The organism is Amycolatopsis sp. A1MSW2902, assembly GCF_017312175.1.
In the GTDB taxonomy this organism is placed as follows: domain Bacteria; phylum Actinomycetota; class Actinomycetes; order Mycobacteriales; family Pseudonocardiaceae; genus Amycolatopsis; species Amycolatopsis nivea.
This window is the reverse complement of the sequence record NZ_QJPO01000001.1, coordinates 5,739,786-5,762,696: the sequence shown is the minus strand read 5'-3', so window position 1 is coordinate 5,762,696 and position 22,911 is coordinate 5,739,786. Positions and strand designations below refer to the sequence as shown.

The 22,911-nt window shown below is 68.0% G+C and carries 14 protein-coding genes and 1 tRNA gene; 10 read left to right on the top strand and 5 right to left on the bottom strand.

Annotated features, from left to right (window positions below):
• The first annotated feature begins 15 nt into the window (after positions 1-15).
• Positions 16-768, top strand: coding sequence for a GntR family transcriptional regulator (locus DMP23_RS26380; RefSeq protein ID WP_337822844.1), 753 nt, complete (start codon positions 16-18; stop codon positions 766-768).
• 42 nt (positions 769-810) lie between these two features.
• Here DMP23_RS26380 and DMP23_RS26375 read toward each other — a convergent pair whose 3' ends face one another.
• Complete coding sequence (locus tag DMP23_RS26375; protein ID WP_337822843.1) at positions 811-2,136, bottom strand: MFS transporter; 1,326 nt, start codon at positions 2,134-2,136, stop codon at positions 811-813.
• A 126-nt stretch (positions 2,137-2,262) separates the two neighbouring features.
• On the opposite strand from DMP23_RS26375, the gene DMP23_RS26370 reads away from it, so the two are divergent.
• Positions 2,263-4,506 (top strand): arylsulfatase, encoded by a 2,244-nt coding sequence (locus tag DMP23_RS26370; protein WP_337822842.1) that lies wholly within the window; start codon positions 2,263-2,265, stop codon positions 4,504-4,506.
• A gap of 1,351 nt (positions 4,507-5,857) precedes the next feature.
• On the opposite strand, the gene DMP23_RS26365 is transcribed toward DMP23_RS26370, so the two are convergent.
• A tRNA-Ala gene (locus tag DMP23_RS26365) sits at positions 5,858-5,933 on the bottom strand.
• A gap of 910 nt (positions 5,934-6,843) precedes the next feature.
• Here DMP23_RS26365 and DMP23_RS26360 point away from each other — a divergent pair.
• The 3 genes from DMP23_RS26360 to DMP23_RS26350 all read left to right on the top strand — a co-directional run bounded on the left by DMP23_RS26360 (position 6,844) and on the right by DMP23_RS26350 (position 11,636).
• Positions 6,844-8,451 (top strand): coagulation factor 5/8 type domain-containing protein, encoded by a 1,608-nt coding sequence (locus DMP23_RS26360; protein WP_337824451.1) that lies wholly within the window; start codon positions 6,844-6,846, stop codon positions 8,449-8,451.
• Between the two features lie 108 nt (positions 8,452-8,559).
• Entirely contained in the window at positions 8,560-10,212 is a 1,653-nt protein-coding gene (locus tag DMP23_RS26355; RefSeq protein WP_337822841.1) for an FAD-dependent oxidoreductase, read from the top strand.
• Positions 10,209-11,636 carry an ATP-binding protein gene (locus tag DMP23_RS26350; RefSeq protein ID WP_337822840.1) on the top strand — a complete coding sequence of 476 codons (1,428 nt, stop codon included), beginning with the start codon at positions 10,209-10,211 and terminating at the stop codon, positions 11,634-11,636. The genes DMP23_RS26355 and DMP23_RS26350 overlap by 4 nt, the downstream gene beginning before the upstream one ends.
• 300 nt (positions 11,637-11,936) lie before the next feature.
• On the opposite strand, the gene DMP23_RS26345 is transcribed toward DMP23_RS26350, so the two are convergent.
• A complete protein-coding gene (locus DMP23_RS26345; RefSeq protein ID WP_337822839.1) occupies positions 11,937-12,440 on the bottom strand; it encodes a DUF2993 domain-containing protein in 504 nt (167 codons plus the stop codon).
• A 1,034-nt stretch (positions 12,441-13,474) separates the two neighbouring features.
• On the opposite strand from DMP23_RS26345, the gene DMP23_RS26340 reads away from it, so the two are divergent.
• Genes DMP23_RS26340 through DMP23_RS26330 form a run of 3 tightly spaced genes read left to right on the top strand, consistent with a single transcriptional unit; the run spans position 13,475 to position 15,458 of the window.
• Complete coding sequence (locus tag DMP23_RS26340; RefSeq protein WP_337822838.1) at positions 13,475-14,098, top strand: pentapeptide repeat-containing protein; 624 nt, start codon at positions 13,475-13,477, stop codon at positions 14,096-14,098.
• A gap of 47 nt (positions 14,099-14,145) precedes the next feature.
• A complete protein-coding gene (locus DMP23_RS26335) occupies positions 14,146-14,745 on the top strand; it encodes a sulfite oxidase-like oxidoreductase (RefSeq protein WP_337822837.1) in 600 nt (199 codons plus the stop codon).
• Positions 14,715-15,458: a ferredoxin reductase gene (locus DMP23_RS26330; RefSeq protein WP_337822836.1), complete on the top strand. Its 744-nt coding sequence runs from the start codon at positions 14,715-14,717 to the stop codon at positions 15,456-15,458. Before DMP23_RS26335 ends, DMP23_RS26330 begins: the two co-directional genes overlap by 31 nt.
• A 13-nt stretch (positions 15,459-15,471) precedes the next feature.
• Here the strand turns inward: DMP23_RS26330 and DMP23_RS26325 are convergent, their stop codons facing one another.
• Both DMP23_RS26325 and DMP23_RS26320 read right to left on the bottom strand, forming a co-directional pair.
• Positions 15,472-18,129, bottom strand: coding sequence for a helix-turn-helix transcriptional regulator (locus DMP23_RS26325; RefSeq protein WP_337822835.1), 2,658 nt, complete (start codon positions 18,127-18,129; stop codon positions 15,472-15,474).
• Positions 18,126-19,268: a molecular chaperone DnaK gene (locus DMP23_RS26320; protein ID WP_337822834.1), complete on the bottom strand. Its 1,143-nt coding sequence runs from the start codon at positions 19,266-19,268 to the stop codon at positions 18,126-18,128. The genes DMP23_RS26325 and DMP23_RS26320 overlap by 4 nt, the downstream gene beginning before the upstream one ends.
• 304 nt (positions 19,269-19,572) lie before the next feature.
• Here DMP23_RS26320 and DMP23_RS26315 point away from each other — a divergent pair, with 304 nt between their 5' ends.
• Positions 19,573-20,946: an IniB N-terminal domain-containing protein gene (locus DMP23_RS26315; protein WP_337822833.1), complete on the top strand. Its 1,374-nt coding sequence runs from the start codon at positions 19,573-19,575 to the stop codon at positions 20,944-20,946.
• Positions 20,947-21,043: 97 nt separating this feature from the next.
• Positions 21,044-22,816 carry a dynamin family protein gene (locus DMP23_RS26310; RefSeq protein ID WP_037811989.1) on the top strand — a complete coding sequence of 591 codons (1,773 nt, stop codon included), beginning with the start codon at positions 21,044-21,046 and terminating at the stop codon, positions 22,814-22,816.
• Positions 22,817-22,911 lie beyond the last annotated feature (95 nt).

Genomic DNA, 22,911 nt, shown 5'->3' with positions numbered 1-22,911 from the left:
CTTTAGGGTGGCCGGGTGATTAAGCCCCCGAAGCGCGCCGCGACGGCCGCACAGGCGATCCGGCAGTTCATCGCCGACGAGCTGCAGGCGGGCGACCAGCTTCCCTCGGAGGCCGAGTTCGCCCGCCGCCTCGGCGTCAGCCGCGTCACGGTGCGCGAGGCGCTCGGCCAGCTCTGGGTCGAAGGACTGGTGACGCGTCGCTGGGGTGTCGGCACGTTTGTGCGCGATACTTCCGCGCCGCTCGGCGGTGCGGTGACGAACATTTACGTCGACATCGCCGACGTCGGGTCCCTGCCGCACAAGATCGAGGCCGCCGGCCACACCCCGGCGCTTTCGCACGCCAAGGTGGACCGGATCGACGGTGCGGACGAAGCGGCGCGCGAGCTGGGTCTTCACTCCGGCGACCCGATCTGGCGCGTCGAACGGTGCTTGACCATCGACGGCGTGCCCGCCATCGTCCTGCGGGATCACATTCCGCTTCGCCTCAACGGCGTCGACTTCCCGGCCGACCGGCTCACCGACCTCGACGCGGACCTGCCGAGCCTGATGCAGCGCATCGGGCTTCGCGTGGTGCGGGACGAGGCTCGGCTCGACGCGGTCGCGGCCGACCCGGGCGTCGCGCGGCTGCTCCGCCTCGCCGACGGAGCGCCGGTTCTGCATGCCCGCCAGGCCAGCCACGCGGACACCGGGGAGATAGTCGTTTCCACATCCGGGTACTACCGGTCCGACGTCTTCACTTTCATGCTGGTGCGCACGACCGGCACCTGAGAGGGAGAGGGGGAACACCGAACGGCCTTCCCCCTCTCCTTCTCAGGACCCTTGCTTTTCCGTCACCGCCGGATCGGTTTCCGCCGCGCCTGAGGAGCCGGCGAATCCGCGGGTCCGCACAAGCCCGACGCAGATCACCGTGACGACGCACAGTGCGGCGATGTACGCGGCGATTCCCCAAGGCTGGCCGCCGTTCGCGGACAACAGCAGCGTCGCGATCGTCGGCATGAGCCCGCCCCCGAGGACGGTCGCGGCCTGGAAGCCGAGCGAGATCCCGGTGTATCGGACGCGCGCCGGGAACAGCTCTGTGAACAGTGTCGCTTGGATGCCGTAAGCCAGGCCGTTGAACAGATTCACCAGGATCAGAGCGAGGAACAGCGCACCGGCGGTCCGTGCTTCCAGCACCGCGAAGAACACGAACGCCAACGGCACACGGCACAGCGCGACGATGACGAAGGAACGGCGCCGCCCGATCCGGTCGGAGAGCAGTCCTCCGAGCGGTGCCGCGAGCAGGTTCACGATATTGCCCACGAGCAGGGCGTCGATGACCATCGACCGGGAGAAGCCGAGCGGGGAAACGGCGTAGGAGGTCACGAAGACCATCAGGAACCCGAACGCCGCGACCGAGGTGTAGATCCCGATCGACAACAGCACGGTCGCCGGGTGGTGCCGCACCGTTTCCCACAGCGGCGAGCGCGGGCGCGTTCCGGTTGCCTTGATCCGCTCGAACTCCGGCGATTCGGCGATCCGCAGCCGTGCCCACAAGCCGACCCCGATCAGGCCGACACTGATCAGGAACGGGATGCGCCAGCCCCAGGCGAGCAGCTGGTCGGTCGTCAGCACGGCGAGCAACACTGTGATCGTCAGCGAGGAGAGCACCAGGCCGAAACCGCTGCCGGTTTGCACGAGACTGCCGTAGAGCCCGCGGCGCTTCGCCGGCGCGTGCTCGGTGACCAGCGTGACCGCGGCTCCCCACTCCCCGCCGATCCCGAAGCCCTGGACGAACCGCAGCACGGTCAGCAGAACCGGAGCCGCGATGCCGATGCTGTCGTACGTCGGAATCGCTCCCATCAGGACGGTCGCGCCGCCCATCACCATCAGCGTCCAGATCATGACCGGTTTCCGTCCGAACCGGTCGCCGAGATATCCGAAGAGCGCGCCGCCGAGCGGCCGGGACACGAACCCGACCGCGAACGTGCCGAATGCCAGCAGAGTGCCTGCCACGGGGCTGGCAGCAGGGAAGAAGAGGTGCGCGAACACCAGCGCGGTCATCGTCCCGAAGGTGTTGAACTCGTAGAACTCGATCGTGTTCCCGATGACGCTGGCCACGACGAGCCTGCCGTGACCACGAGCAATGAGGCGGTCCATCCGGACTCCTTCGACAATGGACGTCTAGACGTCTGTCAGTAGCTGGTTCATACTGAGACGGCGGTCACGGATAGTCAAGCCCGGCTGGGCGAGACGGTGGCGCGGAAACGACGGCGAGGAGGAACGGTGGCGGAACTGACCGGTGTGCCCGGGTACGGAACGGACCCGGCGTGGCAAGGACGGATCGGGCGCACCGTCGCCGAGTCGTCGTCGTACTGGCCGGAGCCGCCGAGCCGCCCGGGTGCGCCCAACGTGGTCCTGGTGGTGCTGGACGACACGGGATGGTCGGACTTCGGGTGTTTCGGCTCCGAGATCTCCACGCCCGCGATCGACCGGCTCGCCGCGGGTGGTCTGCGCTACACGAACTTCCATGTCACGCCGCTGTGCGCGCCGACCCGCGCGAGCTTGCTGACCGGCCGCAACCATCACGCTGCCGGGATGCGGTTCCTGCCGAGCGCCGACACCGGGTTCCCGAATTCCCGGGGTCGCGTCCACCCCGGCATCGAGCTGCTGCCGTCCCGGCTGCGCAGGGACGGATACGGCACCTACTTGGCCGGCAAATGGCATCTCGCGCCCCTGCCGGAGATCAGCCCGGCCGGACCGTTCGGCAACTGGCCGCTGGCCAAGGGCTTCGACCGCTTCTACGGTTTCCTGGACGGCTGCACCGACCAGTACGTTCCCGAGCTGTACGAGGACAACCATCCGGTCGACCCGCCGGGCGGCGCGGACTACCACCTGTCGGCGGATCTCGCGGACCGGGCGATCGGGTTCGTCCGCGACCACCTCGCGTTCCGGCCGGGCAGCCCGTTCTTCCTGCAGCTGGCTCTCGGCGCGACCCACGCCCCGTTCCAGGTCCCGCGCCCCTATCTGGAGCGCTACCTCGGCGTCTTCGAGAAAGGCTGGGACCGCACGCGCGAGGACCGGCTGCGCCGGCAACGGAAATCCGGCCTGGTGCCGCCGGAGACCGAGCTGACCGAACGCAATCCGGGCGTGCCGGCGTGGGACACCCTCAGCGCCGAACAACAGCGGCTCGCAGTCCGCCTGCAAGCCGCGTTCGCCGGCTTCCTCGAACACGCCGACGCACAGGTGGGCCGGGTGCTCGACGCGCTGCGCGACTGGGGCATCCTGGACGACACGATCGTGCTGGTGCTGTCCGACAACGGCGCGAGCCCCGAGGGCGGTGCCGCCGGAACCGCGGACCTCAACTCGGCTTACGGGCGGGTAGAACAAACTCTCGACCAGGAACTCGCCCGGCTGGACCGGATCGGCGGACCGGACGGCCCAGCGCACTATCCGCAGGGATGGGCGAGCGCCGGCAACACCCCGTTCCGCCGGTACAAGCAATTCGTCGACCTCGGCGGCATCCGGTCGCCGCTGGTCGTGCATTGGCCGGCCGGCATCGACGGGGGCGGGCAGACGCGGACGCAGTTCGTCCACGCGATCGACATCATGCCCACGTTGCTCGAACTCGCCTGCCTCGAACCGAGCGGTCCAGTCGACGGGCGCAGCATCGCAAAAACCTTTGCCGACCCGGACGCCCCGTCCGCGCGGGACACGCAGTACTTCGAAATGCTCGGCCACCGCGCCATCTGGCACCGCGGCTGGAAAGCCGTCACCATCCACACTCCTGGCGCCTCGTTCGACGCCGATACCTGGCGGCTCTACGACACCGCCGCTGATTTTTCCGAGTGCCACGACATCGCCGCCCATCGTCCCGAGCTTGTGAATGAACTGCGGCGATTATGGGAACGGGAAGCAGAAGCCAACGACGTTTTTCCGCTCGACGACCGGCCCCTCGTCACGTTGCTCGGCCTGCGGGCACCGCAGGGGCTGATGGCGCTGCGGCGTCTGGTGCTGCGTCCCGGGCAGAGTCACGTTCCCCTCGCCAGCCGGATCACCGGCACCGACCGGTCCATGCGAGTCGACGCACGAATCCGGCCAGACGCCTGGCCCGCGGAAGGCGTCATCCTCGCGAGCGGCGGTTCGTACGGAGGGTACGTGCTCTACCTGCTTCGCCAGGAGCTGGTGTTCGAACACCTGCTTCTCGACGAGCGGATCACCTGCCGGTCCGGACCGATCGCGGAAGCGCCCCGGCAATTAGGGTTCACCCTCTCCCGGAAACCGGATCGCACCGCGAAAGTGGAGCTGTTCCTCGGCTCCGAGACGGTCGGCGAAGCGCTGATTCCGGTCGCCGCAGGCCGCCTCTCCTGCTACGGGCTGGACGTCGGCCGCGACAAGGGAAGCCAGGTATCGACGGCGTACCAAGGAGAATTCGCGCTGCCCGACGGCGTGCTCGAAAGCGTCACCCTCGAATACCTGGACTCGTCTCAAGCCGAGGAGATCGCAGAGGGCCTGGAACGGGAACAATAGCCCGCCTTCCGGCCGGGAGCGCAGGCGCGCAACGACGTCGGCCTGGAACGTCGCTGCCAATTCCGCCCCGGCGCGCTGCAGGTGGCTTGTCCTGTCATCCGATCCTCGGCAGGCTGGGTTTTGGTTGCCGTGCACTCCGTGCGTACTCGGATCCGCTGCACGGTGACCGGGGCGGATCGAGAAAATGCCGGGTGCGTAGGCCAGCCCTGCGGAAACAGCAAGAGCGGCGGTGCACCCTGACCGGGATGCCGGATACCCATGCCAGCTCCGCCATGTTCATTCCGGTTCGGTGTCAGGCCCCTTGCGCAAGAGGACCACGACCACGCGGGACTGACCCGGCCGCATCGGTACCTCGTTGACGGCTGGGTGCCGAATGAGGCCCTCCCGAGCTTGGCGGACAGCTACCGGCAGGCGTCGCGGATCCAGTCTCTGAGCAATGGGCGGCTGGCGCGCGGGCCGATGATGTCCTGGACTCCGAATTGTTCGGCGGCCAGAACGGCGACGACAACGCCGAGCGTTCGGCTGGAATGCGAACCGGTTCGGTCGCCGGGTCAGTCTGCTCGACCTGCGCACGGAAGGCTGCCTCGATGCCGCCTTGCGAGGGAAGCCAGCCCCGAGCTCCGGACGGCCGAGCCCAGCTTCGGCTGGCTCGATGCCGGTTGGCGATCAGGAGGTGGAAGGTCTCGCACAGGTCTGTCAGACAAGTGACGGCCAGGGCTCCTCGGGCCGACGTGTCGGCCCGAGGGCCGGGTCCGCGGCGACCACGCCGAATGGAGGTCCGCCGAGCCGGGGCAGCACAGGCAGGGGCCGTCCCCGTCCCCGGCATGCCGCGGCGGCGTCGAAGATCGCGTTCAACCCCGCAGAGCGTGACGCCGATGGGCGTGGGGCCGCAGTCCATGCGAAGACGCCATTTCTGCGACCACCACCGAATGCTTGCAACCTGAGTTCGCCGAGAACAGCGGCCAGCGCGTCGGTGCCAGCCGTCAGCTTCTCGCACGCGGAGCGTGCCGGCGCGCAGGCGGCGAGCCAGTCGGCGGCAGCGGCGTGCTCACGGTGGCTAGCAACCGTGGTTGTTTGTTTCGGCCTCGTGGTTTTGGCTCAGCACGTATCGGCATGAACTGTGGTGCGGCGGCCTTGCTCACCCGCATTCGGAAGGGACCTCCGATAATCACCCGTTGGGCGAGATGCTCTGGAGCCTTGCGTGCGCCTGAACCGAAACGGGGCCGGGACTGCTCCCAGGATTGCTCAGCTACTGAACGGCAGCTGAAGTGTGGTGCCTCAAACTCAAGATCCATCTATGCGAAAAAACCGCCCTGCCTGGATTTTGCATCCGGCGGGCGGTGTTTCGTCGTGGTGGAGCTAAGGGGACTCGAACCCCTGACCCCCTCACTGCCAGTGAGGTGCGCTACCAGCTGCGCCATAGCCCCGAAGCAGAGGTGAACTCCGCATCTCGTATGGACATACAGTACACCCCGCCTTCGGTCCCTTCGTCAGGGGGTCGGTTACGCGCCGCAGCCACGCCGGAACGGCGTGCCAAGCTGCCCAAACCCGCCTCCCTGCGACCTGTGCCGAGCGCATTAGTGCAGGTCGCCTGCCCTATCTGACTTTTATTCAGGTTTGCGTTGAGTGTCAGTGTGCCCGCGATTACATTCCTCCGCAGTCGCGACGTCGAGCCGACCCTCGCCACGAGGCGAACCCCACCTCCGGCCGAGGTCGCCCAGCGGTCCCGTCTCGGCAAGGGAGGTGACGATGAACCCCGAATCACGGAAAGTGGCCGCGCTAGCGCCGACCCCTCCGAGTCCGGCGGACTACCCCTGCGGCCGGAACAGCGGAACGCCGTCCCGCCATCCCCTCGAGACCAACGCTGGTGCGTGGCCCGCCCAAACAGGGACCGCGAACGCCCGGCGAACCGCTGCTCGTCCGCCCGTCCCGCTGGCCCGCCCGTACACCGGAACCGGAACAAACGCGCACGATTGGCACTTCCACCTCACCCGCAAGGGCGATGCAGAGACGTCCACCTACCCCTCCTGGCACCCCGCGTTGGAACACGAGAACACCTCGGAAACCCACGACACCGCAGCCCCGCCGCGACTGCCGTCCACCGAGCCCGACCCGCAATGGCCAGCGCATCCGACTGCTGCAGTTGTCGATCTTCCCTCCGGCCAAGACCGTGAACCGCACCCGGCCGGACTGGCTGCCAGTCACGAGAAGCCGCAGCAGCACGGCCGTAATGACGCCGCCAACCGGTCGTTCACACTGATCTCCGTGGGTGGCACTACTTCTCCGCCGCCGGGACAAGTGGACCTGGGGCCGAACGTCGTCGTTTTCGATCCGTCGATGCCGAGCGCGAGCATCCAGCGCAAGCTCGACGCGATCTTCGCGGAGCAGGAGAAGAACCAGTTCGGCAGTCAGCGCTACGCCGTGCTGTTCAAACCTGGCACGTACTCCAACGACGTGAACGTCGGCTTCTACACGCAAATCCTCGGACTAGGCAGCACGCCCGACGCCGTGACGATCAACGGTGCGGTGCACGTGGACGCGGACTGGTTTCCCCCGAACAACGCGACCCAGAACTTCTGGCGCGGCGCGGAAAACCTGTCCGTGAACCCCGTCGGGGGCGCGGACCAATGGGCCGTATCGCAGGCGAGCCCGTACCGGCGCATGCACGTCCGCGGCGACCTCCGCCTCGACGACGGCGGCGGCTGGTCGAGCGGGGGCTGGATCTCGGACACGAAGATCGACGGCCGGGTCCGTTCCGGGTCGCAGCAGCAATGGATCTCGCGCGATTCGCACTTCGGCGGCTGGACCGGGTCCACTTGGAACATGGTGTTCGTCGGCGTGGACGGCGCTCCCGCCGGCGCCTTCCCGGACCCGCCGTACACGACGATCGACCAAGCCCCGATCGTCCGCGAGAAGCCGTGCCTCCAGGTCAACGAGTCCGGTCACTACCGGGTGTTCGTGCCCGCCCTGCGAAACAACACCTCCGGCGTCACCTGGGAACACGACAGCGCACCAGGCGTTTCGCTGCCGATCGACCAGTTCTTCATCACGAAGCCGGGCACTACCGCGTCCGAGATGAACGAGGCACTGACGGCGGGCAAGAACCTGCTGATCACCCCAGGCGTGTACCACCTTGATCAGCCTCTTCACGTGACTCGCCCGGACACCGTCGTCCTCGGCCTTGGCATCGCGACCTTGATCCCGGACGGCGGGATCACCGCGATCAACGTCGACGACGTGGACGGAGTGAAGATCGCCGGCCTGCTGATCGACGCCGGAACGACCTCGTCGGCCACGCTCATGCAGGTCGGCGATCCCGAGTCGAACGCGGACCATTCGGGGAACCCGACCTCGCTGCACGACGTGTTCTTCCGCGTCGGCGGCGCTGCCGCGGGCAAAGCGCACACCAGCCTCGTCATCAACAGCAACGACGTGATCGGCGACCACCTCTGGCTTTGGCGAGCCGACCACGGCGCCGACGACAGCCACGTCGGCTGGAACTCCAATACCGCCGACACCGGCCTGGTCGTGAACGGAAACGGCGTGACCGTCTACGGGCTGTTCGTCGAGCACTTCCAGAAGACGCAGGTGACCTGGAACGGAAACGGCGGGCGCACCTACTTCTTCCAGAACGAGATGCCCTACGACGTCCCCGATCAGGCAGCCTGGATGAACGGCGAGAGCGCGGGCTACGCCGCGTATCAGGTCGCCCCGGACGTGACCAGCCACGAAGCCTGGGGTCTCGGCAGCTACTGCTTCTTCAACACGAACCCCTCGGTGTCCTGCTCGCACGCCTTCGCCGCTCCTGTCGCCCCTGACGTGCAGCTCCACGGCATGGTGACGGTTTCGCTCAACCACCAGGGAACGATCACCCACGTGATCAACGACCTCGGTGCGGCCACCCCGTCGGGGACGAAGCCGGTGAACTTGGTGCGCTATCCATAGCCGCCACCTGAACAACCGGTGCCCGCCGCGGTGGCGGCCGCGACGGGCACCGGTCCCTGGTTCTGTCGTTTGCCACGACAGCCGACGGGACACCGTAGGCTGTGCCGTGTGAGCCAGCCGATCCTGATGACCGTCGACGACGACCCCGCCGTTTCGCGGTCGGTGGCGCGCGACCTGCGTCGCCGCTACGGCAAGGACTACCGCGTCATCCGTGCCGACTCGGGCGCCGACGCCCTCGACGCACTTCGCGAGATCAAGCTGCGCGGCGACGCCGTCGCGGCGATCCTCGCCGACTACCGCATGCCGCACATGGACGGCATCGTCTTCCTGGAGAAGGCGATGGACCTCTTCCCGAACGCCCGGCGCGCACTGCTGACGGCCTACGCCGACACCGACGCCGCGATCCAGGCGATCAACGTGGTCGACGTCGACCACTACCTGCTCAAGCCCTGGGACCCGCCCGAAGAGAAGCTGTACCCGGTCATCGACTCGCTCGTCGAGACCTGGCTCGCGGTCGGCGATCGTCCGGTGGAAGAGACGAAGCTGATCGGGCACCGGTACTCGGCGCCGTCGTTCCGGATGCGCGACTTCCTGGCTCGCAACGCCGTCCCGTACCGCTGGTACTCGGTCGACGACGAAGAAGCCGGCCGCATCCTCCAAGCCGCCGGCGCGTGCGAGACCGACATCCCGGTCGTGGTGACGCCGGACGGCACGGTGCTGAAACAGCCATCGGGAAGCGAGATCGCCGATGCGGTGGGCCTTTCTACGCAGCCCGCGCAGGACTTCTACGACCTGGTGGTGATCGGCGGCGGTCCGGCCGGACTCGGCGCCGCCGTTTACGGCGCTTCCGAAGGACTGCGGACCGTGCTGGTCGAGCGCAAGGCCACCGGCGGCCAGGCCGGAACCAGCTCCAGGATCGAGAACTACCTTGGCTTCCCGGACGGAGTGTCGGGCGCGCAGCTCACGGACCGAGCCCGGCGCCAGGCGCAGAAGTTCGGTGCCGAAGTGCTTACGGCTCGCGATGTCGTGGGTCTGGAAGCGCGCGGCTCGAGCCGGGTCGTGACCTTCGGCGACGGATCCGAGATCGCTGCGCACTCCGTGATCCTTTCCAGCGGCGTCAACTACCGAGCGCTGGAAGCCGAGGGAATCGCGGAGTTGACCGGCCGGGGCGTTTACTACGGCTCTGCCGCGACGGAAGCACCTGAGTGCTCGAACGATCACGTGTACATCGTCGGCGGCGCGAACTCCGCCGGTCAGGCGGCTGTGTTTTTCGCCCAGCACGCCGCCGACGTGACGCTGCTGGTGCGCGGCGCGTCGCTGGAGTCGTCGATGTCGCACTACCTCATCGAGCAGATCGCTGCCATCGAGAACATCCACGTTCGCATGCACACCACGGTGGTCAAGGCGCATGGGGACGATCACCTCGAGTCCATCACGGTCTGCAAAGACGGCGTGACCGAGAAACTGGACACGGAACACCTCTTCATCTTCATCGGAGCCGCTCCGCGCACGGAGTGGCTGGGAAAGAGCGTCCTCCGGGACGCCCACGGATTCGTCCGGACCGGCCCAGACCTCGTGGAGGACGGACGCAGGCCGCCGGGATGGAGCCTGGACCGCGACCCGCATTACCTGGAGTCGTCAGTGCCCGGCGTGTTCGTGGCCGGAGACGTGCGCTCGCAGTCGGTGAAACGCGTCGCGTCCGCCGTCGGCGAGGGCGCCATGGCCGTGACCCTGGTCCACCGTTACTTGGAGGAACAGTGACTCAGCCCGCCTTGTCGCGCGAGGAACTGCGCGGACTGTTCTTGTTCGAACATCTCTCCGACACGCAGCTCGACTGGATCGAGCAGAACGCGGTGCGCGAGGAGTTCAAGGCCGACTCCGTGGTGATCCGCGAAGGCGACCCGGCGACGTGCTTCTACGTCCTGCTCAACGGAGCGTTGCGGATGACCCGCGTGGTGGCCGGCGCAGAGGTCGAGATGAAGCGGTCCGATCAACGCGGTTCCTACTGCGGCGCAACGCAATTCTTGGCCTACCAGGACAGCGAAGCCACCTACGGCGCGACGATCTACGCCGTCAGCGACCTGACGTTCCTCACGCTTCCCGCCGCGGAGTTCGCCGTCGAATTCCGGCAATGGTTCCCGATGGCGGCGCACTTGCTGGAGGGCATGTACCTCGGCTGGCGCAACACCGACGCGCTGGTGTCGTCGCGCCGCAGGCTCGTCGCCCTCGGCGAGTTGTCCGCGGGGCTCATGCACGAACTCAACAACCCGGCCGCAGCTGCGGTGCGGGCCACGGCCGCGCTGCGCGAGCGAGTCGCTGGCATGCGGCACAAACTCGCGATCCTGGCGAAGAAAGACATCGACCCGAACCTGCTCGAGTTGCTCCTCGACGTGCAGGAACGCTTGGTGAAGCAGGTCGGCGACGCACCCAAGCTCTCCGCGATGCAGCAAGCCGACCGCGAGGACGAGATCGGCGACTGGTTCGACGACCACGGCATCGACCAGGGCTGGGACCTCGCCAGCATCTTCGTCGCTGCCGGACTCACGCCGACGAACCTCGACCACGTGCTGGAGTCGGTGGGCGAAGGACTGCTCGACGGCGCGATCCGCTGGCTCGCGTACGCGCTCGAAACCGAGATGCTGATGGGCGAGATCGAGGACTCGACCAGCCGGGTGTCCACGCTCGTGGGCGCGGCGAAGCAGTACTCGCAAATGGATCGCGCCCCGCACCAGTTCATCGACGTCCACGAAGGACTCAACTCCACGCTGGTGATGATGTCGGGCAAGCTCGGCGAGGGCATCCGCGTGGTCAAGGAATACGACTGCTCGATCGACCGGGTTCCTGCCTACGCCGCCGAACTGAACCAGGTGTGGACCAACATCATCGACAACGCCGTCGGCGCCATGGGCGGCGAGGGAACGCTGACCCTGCGCACGTGGCAGGTCGGCAAACAGGTGCGCGTCGAGATCGGCGACACCGGCCAGGGGATCCCGGAAGAGGTGCGCCAGCGCATCTTCGAGCCGTTCTTCACGACCAAAGGCGTGGGCGAAGGCACCGGTCTCGGGCTGGACATCTCGTGGCGGATCGTCGTGGAACGGCATTCGGGCGACATCAAAGTGACGTCGGAACCGGGCGACACGCGGTTCGAGGTCTGCCTTCCCGTGGAGGAGCAAGCGTCGCTCTGAACGCGCGGTTGCCCGCGGATGCCCGGCATGAGGCTGGGATCTTCGGGTTCTTCGGAGCAGTTCTGCGGTGGTTGTCATCGGCGGTATCCCCTCGGAGCGAACTGACGGCTCGATTCCGAGGTTAGCCGACCGCACCGACAGGATTTCGGGCTGTTTTCGAGTTTCCCTTGTGCGCCAACGGTTTTCGATCTTTCCCTGATCGGGTGATGATTGGGAACGCATGTTCGAGCACTCTGGAACACGGCAGCGCCGCGCCCATTGCTCGGACCCGCAGGGGGTCCGGTGGGCGCCGCCGCCGGTTCAGGGGAGGGACCGTGATCCGAATCCGGGAAGTGTCAGTGTCATTGCCGCTGTCGTCAGCCAGGTCAGCAAGTCCGGCAACGGAATCCGGGCGAGCCGTCCAGGCCATTCGTCGGCTGCGATCGTCAGTGCGAGCTCATCTTCGCCAGGCCGGATTCCGGTCAGGCGCAAGCCTTTCGGCAGATCCGGGAGGGGAAGCACGATCGGCTGGATCCGCTTCGGCGGGCACCTCGTCCACCGTCCGAGGCAGAGCGAGGTCGGGGTCAGCACTATTGCTTCGTCTTCGATGTCTGCGACGAGAGTCAAATATCCCCAGCGCGGACGTTTCCGCCAGCGCACTCGGAACCCGTCCGGATGCGGTGTCGCGATCAGGTCCGGACGTGCCGCGGCGACCCGATCCCGCACCACGGTTCCGCTCACTTCTATCTCGAGTTCGACAGATCCGGGAATCGCCGCTGGCGAAGGCAATCCTCGAAGCCGCACGTCCTTGGCGAGCACGGTCACGCGCCGCAACGGAATGCGTTCGACGTCTGGCTGCGCAGGCGGTCCGGCAGTGGGCCGCGTTTCAGGACTGGCTTCGCGAGCAGCGGACGCCCGTCCGGAGCTGCGTCGAGAAGTCGGTCGCTCGGATTCGTGCGGTCCCGCGTGTCCTGCGTCAGGTCCCGAGGTGGGTTTCCATGCTGCGGCACCTGGTGTGGCTTCCGCGATTCGGCGATCGCCTTGCGCCTGAACAGAATTCGACGATGCCGTGTTCTCTCGTGGACCGGATGGGCGTGCGTCAGTTCGGCCGTCGGCGGGCCGCGCGAGGTGACCAGGCGCAAGCCCAGCCGCATCCAGCGGGCCGTCCGTCTTGCGCGTTTCGCCGACGGGGGTGTCCGTCGCAGCAGGCATGCCGGACGCGTCCGCGATGGTCGGGTCCTTCGTTTCGCCACGCGCGTTCGACGCTGCTGAGGCCGCTGCAGTTCGAGACGAGCGGGCATTGCCGGCAAGGCTGCCAGCGCCGTGCGCAACGGGGTCCGCCGAGCTGTTCGGAACGGGCCAGTCGACATCTTCCGCGACGATACGGACGTCTCCCACTCGACCGGTGGCGAGACGAAGCGAGTCCGCTGGATAGTCGAGTTCGGTGAGAGTCAGGCCCACCTCGTGGCCTTGCACTGTGGTCGTAAGGCGACGACCCACCAGTTGCTCGGTGACGGTTCGGGCGAGCGCGGCCGGGGTCGCGGGCACTGCGGGCAGCAGTGCCCGGCCCGCGGCTGCCAGCCCCGACAGTTCGGGCCAGGGCACCCAGGCATCGAACCATCGGCCTTCGCTCATTCGGCCATCGTATGGCTGTCCCGAGGAGACCGCTCCTCGCTGTGGCATGAGCCGCGTAACGGACGGCAAGGGGCCGATCACTCAAGCCATCGGAGCAGCCAGCAGCCCGGAAGTTGCTCCGGCCTCGGTGATCCTGGCCGCCACCAGCCAGAATTCCGTCACAGCGAGCCGCTTGACGTCGCGTCTGGCACCCGATCCGCTGGGCGGCGAACTAGGCTTGCCGAATGTCCGAACCCGACCACGAGCCGTCCGGCATCGAGACAGTCGAAGACCGCGTTTACCGGCGAGAAGACTGGTACGCGGAGGAGTTCACCGCGCGTCGGTTCCTGCGCTGTGAGTTCCATCAGGTCGACCTGACCGAGGCAGTCACCCGCGGTGTCTCCTTCCTGGACTGTGTGTTCGGAAACGTCCAGTTCAACGCCTCCCGCCACACCGACTCTGCGTTCACGGGCTGCGTGTTCAAAGGATGCAACCTGTTCGATGCCGAGTTCACCGGCTGCAAGCTGGTCGGCAGCCGATTCCAGGACTGCGACCTGCGTCCGTTGCGCGTGACCGGCGGAGACTGGTCTTTCGTCGGCTTGAATGGTGCCGACCTGCGTGGAGTCACGTTCCAACAGGTGCGGATGCGCGAAGCGGACCTCACCAAGGCGAAGTGTTCGGGAGCAGTGCTCACCGACGTGGATCTGTCCGGCGCAGAGCTGCAGGACATCGACCTCACGCGCGCCGAACTCCGGGGCAGCGACCTGTCGTCACTCGATCTGACTCGTTCGTCGCTGACCGGCGCGATCGTGTCCCCGGAGCAGGCGGCGGTGCTCGTCACGTCGCTCGGACTGCAGGTCCGCGGGTAGTCTCGCTTCTGGGAACCGAGCCGTCGGGTATGTCCGGAGGGAGCGCGATGGGAGTCGTCACACCAGGCTTCACCGGACGCGCCCGCGGTGCCAACCCGCGGCTGCCGCCAGGGCAGTATCTCGCCGAAGACTTCCCGGTTCTCTCAGCCGGGCCGACTCCTCGAGTGAGCACAGAGCGGTGGGAGTTCGCGGTAGTGACCGAGAGCGGCGAACGTCGCTCATGGTCGTGGCCGGAACTCATGGCGCTGCCGAGCGAGAAGATCACTGTTGACATCCACTGCGTCACCCAATGGTCCAAACTGGACACTCGTTGGCGCGGCGTCCCAGTGGACGCGCTCGTCGGGGATCTCGATACGGCCGCTGATTACGTTATGGCGCATTCCTACGGCGGCTACACCACAAACCTTCCGCTCGCGGATCTCCTGGGCGGACAAGCCTGGATCGCCTACGAGTACGGCGACAAGCCGCTCACTCCGGAACACGGCGGCCCGGCTCGGCTGTTGGTGCCGCACCTCTACCTTTGGAAGTCCGCGAAGTGGGTGCGCGAGCTGCGGCTCGCTACGAAGGACGATCCGGGCTTCTGGGAAGCTGCCGGCTACCACGACTACGGAGATCCATGGCGGGAACAGCGGTATCAGGGAGACTAGCGTGGCGCGTCGCCCGGCTCGCCGAGATCCGGGAGGAGACACCGACCGCGCGCACCTTGGTCTTCGATATCCCAGGGTGGCCAGGCCATCTCGCGGGACAGCACGTCGACGTTCGCCTCACCGCAGCTGACGGCTACACGGCACAACGCAGCTACTCACTTGCTGCACCGGCGAACGGAGACCGGATCGAACTGACCGTGCAACGGGTGGCCGACGGCGAAGTGTCCGAACACCTCACCGGCCCCTACGCGGTCGGTGACCCGGTCGAAATCCGCGGCCCGATCGGCGGTTGGTTCGTGTGGCGTCCCGCCGAGTCGGCTCCGGTGCTGCTCGTGGCGGGTGGCGCAGGCATCGTCCCGCTGATGTCGATGGTTCGGGCTCGTCGCGAAGCTGGCAGCAAGGCACTATTCAGGCTGGTCTATTCGCTGCGTACCCCCGCAGAGCTGTACTACGCCGAGGAGCTCCGCCGACCCTACGCAGGCTTGGACATCACTTACGTCTACACGCGGGAGCTCCCGGAAGGGCGATCCGGCATCCCGCGGCGCATCGACGTCGCCACATTGAACACCGCTGCGTGGCCGGTTGACTTCGGTGCCACCACGTACATTTGCGGGCCGACCGGCTTCGTGGAGACCGCAGCGGACATCATGCTCGCGCTGGGACACTCGCCGCAGTCGATTCGGACTGAGCGTTTTGGCCCCAGCCGGGACTGAGGCCGTCAACGAATCAGTGCACGGTCGGTTTGGCGAGGAGTTCGCGCAGAGTCGCGAGCAGTTCGCGACGGTCTGCTGCACCGAGTTTGCCGCGGATGCGGGCCATGTGGTGTTCGACAGTCTTGCCGGAAATGAAGAGTTTGCTGCCGGCTTGTTTGTAAGTCAGGCCGTCGACGACCAGGCGGGCGACCTCGAGCTCGCGTTCGCTGAGTGCGCTTAAGCCGGTCGCCGCGCCCGGTGCCGGGGCGGCGGACTCAAGACGTCCAGTCGTGCCTTGGAACTGCCGAGCTGCTTCGAGGAGTTGGACCATCGCCTTGCGATCGGAGGTGCGAATCGCGGCTTGGCCCGCCAGCCTGGCCGCGTCCCAGCACAGGTCCAGTTCATGAAGTTCCGCAGCTGCCGCGGAGATTTCGCCTGGATCGAACGTGCTGCTGAGAACCGCAAGCCAGCATCCAGCGGCGCGCGCGAGCGCTGCCGGGTAGCGGCCGCAGTCGGCGAAGTGGTTCAGCGCTGCCAGTTGCTGCTCGGCAGTGGCGCGGTCTTCTGTGGTGATCGCGGCGTGCAGTTCATGCCAGCACAGCGACACTGTCCACAAAGGAGGGTTGCCCAGGCGATCAAGCATCGCGTGCGCGCGTTCTAGTCGGCGGGACAGCTTGGCGTGCGCACCGGTCCGAGCGGCTGCGATTGCCAGTTCTCCCAACGGCAGCAGCGTAAACAGGTCCACTTGCTGACGCATGGACGCCTGATACGCCCGTTCCCACGACTGTTGCAGTCCGACCAGGTCGCTCGCTCGCCGGGCGAGGCCGAGTTCCAGTGTCGCGAAGAACAGTTCGTCACGGGCCTCAAGTTTGGTGCCGGCGACGGCGTCGCGGTGTTCCGTTGCGGCGGCGAGATGGCCGCCGGTCATCGCGACCCAGCCGAGCAGCAGCCGGTGCCGGGTGGCAAGCAGGTCGCCGCCGACGCTGCTGGCTAATGCTCGTTCCAGCACCGATTCTGCGAGCGCCAGTTCGCCTGCGTGCAGGCCCGCGAGTGCAGCGAGTGCGGCCGGACTGTCCGGCAGGGGTGCGCCGCCGACTGCTGGTTCGAGCATTGCTGCGGCACCCACAAGCGTCGGCAGGGCCTCTGTTCCGCAACCGAACACCGATTCCACGATCCCGTTTGCTGTTCGCGCAGCGGCACCGGTGAACAATGTCGGCGCGGCTCCAGGCATCGGGACGTTGGAGACAGCTTGACCGTCGGTGGTCTGGCCGGTTCCGACGAGGGCGATCGTGGCGAATGCGTCCACCGCGCCAGGGCCCACCCAGCGATAGCTTTCGCCATTCGGTTGGGGCTGTCCGGAGAACGCGGGATTGCCGTTGGGTGCGGCGGGAGCGGGATCGGTCGGGGTTCCGGCAGCGTCCGCGCGGCGGGGGAGCGCGGAGGCTTGAGAGTCTGTCGAGCTGGCTAGCGTCCGTTGGGTTGCCGCTTGGTGGTTCGTTGCCGCGGCAGTGGGACTTTCGTTGCTGGAGTCATAGCCGCCGGAGTTGGATGACGGAGTTGCCGCATGTTGACGAGACCAGTTGTCCGTGGCTGCGGCCCAGCGGTACAGCTCAGCGGTTCGGGCCAGTTCGCCGCGGTGAGCCAGGACTGTCGCGGCGATCTCGGCGCCGGCGGCTCGTGCTTCCGGATCTTCGCCGGACAGCATGCCGTCGCCAAGGCGGAGGGCGGTGTCCAGGTCTCCGGACAGTGCGGCGGCGCGGGCCCAACCCGTCGTGGTCGCGGCGTCGCGGGCACCAGCTTCGGCGGCGGCTTCGAAGAGTCGTGCGGCGTGCTTTGGGTCGGTGGGGAGTGCTTCGCTCGCAGCGGTTGCGAATGCGGTTGCTGCGGAGGCACCGGAGCTGCCGGCGTCGAGCAGTGACGTCGCGAGGTCAAGTACGGGCAGGCCCCGAGTCAGTTGTGCTTCCACGAGTTGCTGCAACACAGCTAGGCGTCGAGCGGGTGGTCCGTAAGCGCGTACTGCTTCAGCGGCGGCAGGCAGGAGAATGTCTTCAGCATCAAGGAGGCCCGTCGCGCGGGCACCGTCGACGACTTCGGGCAGTTCGTCTGGTGTGCGCTCCAGCAACGAACACAGCAGGTCGAGGTTGCGGGCCGCGCCGGCTTCGGCGGCGATGAGGTAGCGGAGGACGTCGTCGTCCAGTGCTGCTAGTTCGGCGCGGAAGTCGGCGAGACGGCCGGTGACGACACGTTCCACGAGACGGGGGACACCGCCGGTGCTCGCGTGCAGGGCGGGAGCGTCCGCCGTGCGGCCTGTGAGTTCTTTCGCGAGCTTTCCGACTTCGTCGACGGTCAGCGGTGGCAGCAGCAGCGTTTCGCCGAGGGACCGCAACGCTTGCGCGCGAGGGTTCGGACGGTGTGCCACCACGAGTGGTCCCTCTTTGGCGGCCGCGAGCATGGTGAGCCTGGTCAGGTCTTCGTCGTCGAGCTGGTCTGCGTCGTCGACGACCGTGGCCTCGACGCCTGCTTCGCGGTAGCTGCGATCGAGGGCACCCAACAAGGCAGTCTTGCCGTAGCCGCCCGGCGCGACGACCACGAGCCGGACTGGGGCCGCGGGGGTGTCGGCGAGTTGTTCAAGGAGGCGGCGGGCTGCGGGGTGGACGGCGTCGTTGCCGGTTTTCGCCAGCAGTGCGTTCAACAGTGACCTTCACCGGAGGGAGCTGTGGCTGGGTGGGCGCACGAGCTCAGGACAGGGGGACGGGGAGAAACGGGTTCCTTGTCGGCGGTCGCTTCGTGTGACGTGAGGACCGCGATCAGGATCGAGGAGCTGATCGCCAGTACTGCCGCCGCGGCGGCGAGCGGTCGCCATCGACGCAACAGTTTGGCAGCGCCCTCGGGCTCCGGCAGCGTGAATGGAGTGATCTCCACCGGCGGCCGCTCGGGTCTTTCCGGAAGTTCGGGTTCGCGGTCGACTCGCGGCAGCAACGTGGTTTCGGGGGCGGGGGCTTCCCTTCGCGCGAGAGGCCTCGTCCGTTGGCTGGCGAGGATCCCGGCCCCGATGGCCGCCGTATCGGCAGGTTGAGGGCCGGTGAAGAACGGGCAGGGCAGACGTCCAGGGCGAGTGCCCGGGCCAGGTTCGCCGCAGAACACGATGCCGGCCAGTGACTCGGGGGCGACGTTGGCCGCCTGCGCGAGGCCGAACGCGGTCTTGACCGCGGAACCCGGCGCGACGCCTTCCGTGCTGTTCCGGGCGATCCAGCCGCTGGCTCCCGAAGCGGTCGCCAACGTGACGGTGACGCCGTCCGGGCCGAACTCGCACACTGCGGCTGTTCGGTCGCCTGCGCCGGGTTCCGGGAGGTGGGCGTAGAGCGCGGCGACCGCACTGGGAACGAGAGTGACCGCGGAGAAACCTGACTCCGCTAGCGACTGGCGCAGGAGTTCACGTCGGTAACCGCCCCAGTCACCGGGGTGGGTGACGACCAGCTGGCGCGGCGGTTCGCCGGTCTGGCTGGCTGCGACGTCGGCGATGCCTTCGATGAAGACGGTGGTCAGGGACTCCGGAGTGAACGGTTCGCTGCCGATGAAGGCCGGCACGTCGTCGCCGATGCGGCGATGGAAACCGGTGATCAGGCGGGAGGGCACGGCGGCGCCGGCTTGAGTTGCCGCGTCGCCGGTGAGCAGGTATCCCTCGTCGTCGAGGAAGAGTGCGGTCGCGGTCGCCGGGGACGTCTCGCCCAGCCACAACGGCTCGGGATCGTCCCACCGGTCACCTTGCCTGCGACGGAGCGCGGCGTGGGTCCGGGCAGCGCCGAGGTCGATGCCGAGCACGTAGGGCACCGCCGCTTCCTCCCTTCGTCGCAGTCAGGGTTCGGCCAAGGGGCGTAACTCACTGAACGGATACGCATCCTCACCCGTTCGGGTCAGACGGGCAAGAGTGGGGTGGGATTTAACCCAACCGGGTTCCGCGTGTCCGATCCCCTAACTCCCTAACGATCTCATATCGACCCCCTAACGGCTGAGCGAGGCGCGACTGGGTGTAAACCCCGATGTGAGCGGGGGTGCCCCGTCCCTACCTTGGGCGCCACGCCCGGCCGGGGAGGGCCGGGCATTCCCCGTAATCACTACAAGTGGAGATCCCCCCATGGATTCGGTGCAGACTCTGCACGACTTCACGCTCACCTTGCTCCAAGACCCGTCCGCGCTCGCCGCTTTCGGCCAGGACCCGCAGGCCGCGCTGGCCGCTGCTGGGCTGGGCGACATCAGCGCCGCCGACGTGAACGAGGTCGCGCCGCTGGTGCTCGACTACGTGCCGGTGGACCACCTGGCCTCGCTCGGCCAGCTGCCCCAGGCGGGCGACCTGACCACTGCGCTCGGCGACGGCCCGCAGGGCGCGATCGAGCAGCTGCAGGCACTGACCGCTTCGCTCGGCGTCTCGGCCGGTGGCGCGGAAGCGTCCGCGGCTACGCCTGGGCTGCCGGGCCTCGGCGAGCTGCCGGCGGTGCCGGGCGTGGGCGAGCTGCCCGGTCTCGGCGAGCTGCCGGGTGCGGGCGCGCTGCCTGCTGTCGGCGACGTTCCGGGTCTCGGTGACCTGGCGGGTGCGGTGCCCGCCGGAGACCTTCCGGGCCTCGGCGAACTGCCCGTCGTGAGCGACGTGGCTGGTGCTTCGGCGCTGCCCGCGGCCGGTGAGCTGCCGGGCCTTGGCGAGCTTCCGGCAGTGCCGGGTCTCGGCGAGCTGCCGGGTGTCGGCCAGCTGCCCGGACTCGGTGAGCTGCCGGGTGCCGGTGCTCTTCCGGGTGTCGGTGCGCTGCCTGGTGTCGGCGACGTCGCCAGCGCGGTTCCGGCGCTTCCGACGGCCGGCGAGCTGCCGTCGGTTCCGGCTGTGCCGGGTGTCCCGGCCGTTCCGGGGCTGCCCTCGGCGCCGGGTCTCGGCGACGTGCAGAACGCTGCCGCGTCCGTCACCGCGCTGGTGCAGAACCCGACCAGTGCACTCGCCCTGGGCAACGATCTGGCCAGCGGCCTGGACTCCAGCGCGGTCGCGCAGGCGAGCGGGCAGGCGGCCACCGCGGCCGACGGTGCCATCTCGCAGGTGCAGCACGTCGGCGGCGAGCTCGCGGCGGCTTCCCCGGTGAACGTCAGCGACCTGCCGGTCGCGAACTCCGGCTCGCAGGTCGCCGACCACGCGACCGAGGCCGGCGGCGGGATTGCCGGGCACGTCAGCGACGCGGTCGGGACCGTCACCGAGAACGTCGGCAGCCTGAGCAACACGCTCAGCGCCAACGGGCTGAACCACGCGGTGAACGGCGTGACCCAGCAGGCGCACTCGCTCATCTCGCACGGCGAGTCCGAGCGTTCCGACGCCGCGACCGAGACGCACACCGGGACCGACGCCGGCGTCGGCATGGTGCACGACACCGTCTCGACCGTCTCCGACCTCGGGCACCAGGGCCTCGGCCTTGACCTGCACGCCGGTGCGGAGACCTCGCACGGCGGCGGTGAGCTGCACATTTCCCTCTGAGCAAGGGTAATTCGGGGGTGGCTCCGCGGTCTGGGTGCGACCGCGGAGCCACCACCCGGTTCGGATACTCCCCGTACACGGGGGACACTGGTTCGCCGTGACGGCTCCAGCTTGGCTCGAAGTGCTCGCCGAGACCTCGGATGCCTGCCGGACGCACGGCCGCGAAGACCTGGCGCAACGCCTTCGCCGGCGTCAGGACCGGCCTCCGGGGGGCACGCGGGTCGCTGTGCTCGGCTTTCCCAAGCAAGGCAAGGGCTACCTGGTCAACGCGGTGCTCAACGCGCCGGTCTGCCCGGTCGGCGACGCGGCGACTCCCGCGGTGCCGATCGAAGTCGGGTACGCGGCCGAACCCGGCGCGACGCTCGTCGGACGCGCCGACGAACGCATCCCGGTCGAGATCGAGAAGCTGACCGGCGAGGTCGGTGCCCGGCCCGCCGGGTCGCTGCGACGAGTCGAGGTCGGCGTCCCGCGCGATCTGCTGTCCGCAGGCCTGGTGCTCATCGACACCCCCGCGATCGGCGACCCGAGGTCGCCGCGCACAGCTGCCGCTCTCGACGTTCTCGCGGACGCCGACGCGGTCATTCTTGTTTCCGACGCAGCCGCTCCGCTGGATCAGGCCGAGCTGGCGCTGGCGCATCACATCCGGACTTGGTGTCCGCACGTGGTCATCGCGCTGACCAAGATCGATGTCAGCGCAGGATGGCGCACGGTCGCCGAACAGAACCGGACCGCGCTCTCCGCGGCCGGGATCGACTCGCCGGTGCTGCCGGTGTCGGCGACGGTTCGGTTCGCCGCGGCCAAGGGCGGTGACCAAGACCTCAACGCGCGGTCCGGCTTCCCGGAGTTGCTTTCCTGGATCGCGACGCAGGTTTCGCGACCGGCGGAGAGTACGGCCGCATTGCTCGCCGCCGTGAGTGTGCGCGCTGCGGCGGCCGAACTGGTCGAGACGTTGCGAGCACGCGCCGAGGCGGCCGGGCAGGAAGCCGGCGTCGACCAGACGACGTTGCTGCAGCGTTCGCAACGTCGCGCCGATGAGCTGCGCCGACGCAACAGTCGCTGGCAGAACCTGCTGGCTGACGAGATCGCCGACCTGCAGTCCGACGCGGAATACGACCTGCGCGAACGCACCCGGAAGATCGTCGAGAGCATCGACGAGACCTTCGACCGCGGAGACCCGGTGAAGGTGTGGGACGAGTTCGGGCCGTGGCTGGACAGCACGCTCGCGGAAGCCGTCGAGACGACCTACACGTTCGCGGCCGAACGCGCGGAGTGGATCGCGCAGGCGGTCGCGGTGAGCTTCGGTGCGCAGTACGACCTGCCGGAATTGGCTTTGACCGACTCCGGCGCGGACCGGATCGCCGAGGTGCGGCAGCCGCGGATCGAGCGGTTCAAGATCGGGCAGAAGGCGTTCACCGGTCTGCGCGGTTCGTACGGCGGCGTGCTGATGTTCGGTCTGGTGACCGGGTTGGCGGGGCTGCCGCTGATCAACCCGGTGTCGATCGGCGCCGGCGTCGCGTTCGCTGCGAAGACGATCAGCGACGAGGGCGGGATGCGGCTGCAACGCCGGCAGGCGGTGGCCAAGATGACCGCGCAACGGCACGTCGACGACGTGTTCCTGCGGTTCAGCAAGGAATGCCGCGACGCGATCCGCCACGTGCAGCGACGATTGCGGGACCACTTCACCGAGCTCGCGGACAGTCTCGCCGACGAGCTGACACGGGAACGCGAGATGATCATCGCCGGGTCGGCCGAGCGGGAACGGCGCAGCGCGGCGCTGCGGCGGGAGATCGACCGGCTGGCTGGGTTGCACAAGCGGGCTGGAGAGCTGGGAATGCTGGCTAATCGGGTGCCCAAGGAGTTGCCTGCGTGACCTTGGCCTGGCGGCGTGGGTTGTGGCGGCGTTCGCGGCTGGACGGATCGGTGATGCTCGGCCGGTCAGGGGCGATGGAGTTGCCTGCGTGGTTT

Excerpts from the sequence above, each read along its gene's own strand:
- DMP23_RS26375 (WP_337822843.1), bottom strand. The coding sequence starts at position 2,136 with ATGGACCGCCTCATTGCTCGTGGTCACGGCAGGCTCGTCGTGGCCAGC.
- DMP23_RS26360 (WP_337824451.1), top strand. The coding sequence starts at position 6,844 with ATGCCGAGCGCGAGCATCCAGCGCAAGCTCGACGCGATCTTCGCGGAG.
- DMP23_RS26340 (WP_337822838.1), top strand. The coding sequence starts at position 13,475 with ATGTCCGAACCCGACCACGAGCCGTCCGGCATCGAGACAGTCGAAGAC.
- DMP23_RS26335 (WP_337822837.1), top strand. The coding sequence starts at position 14,146 with ATGGGAGTCGTCACACCAGGCTTCACCGGACGCGCCCGCGGTGCCAAC.
- DMP23_RS26330 (WP_337822836.1), top strand. The coding sequence starts at position 14,715 with ATGGCGGGAACAGCGGTATCAGGGAGACTAGCGTGGCGCGTCGCCCGG.
- DMP23_RS26315 (WP_337822833.1), top strand. The coding sequence starts at position 19,573 with ATGGATTCGGTGCAGACTCTGCACGACTTCACGCTCACCTTGCTCCAA.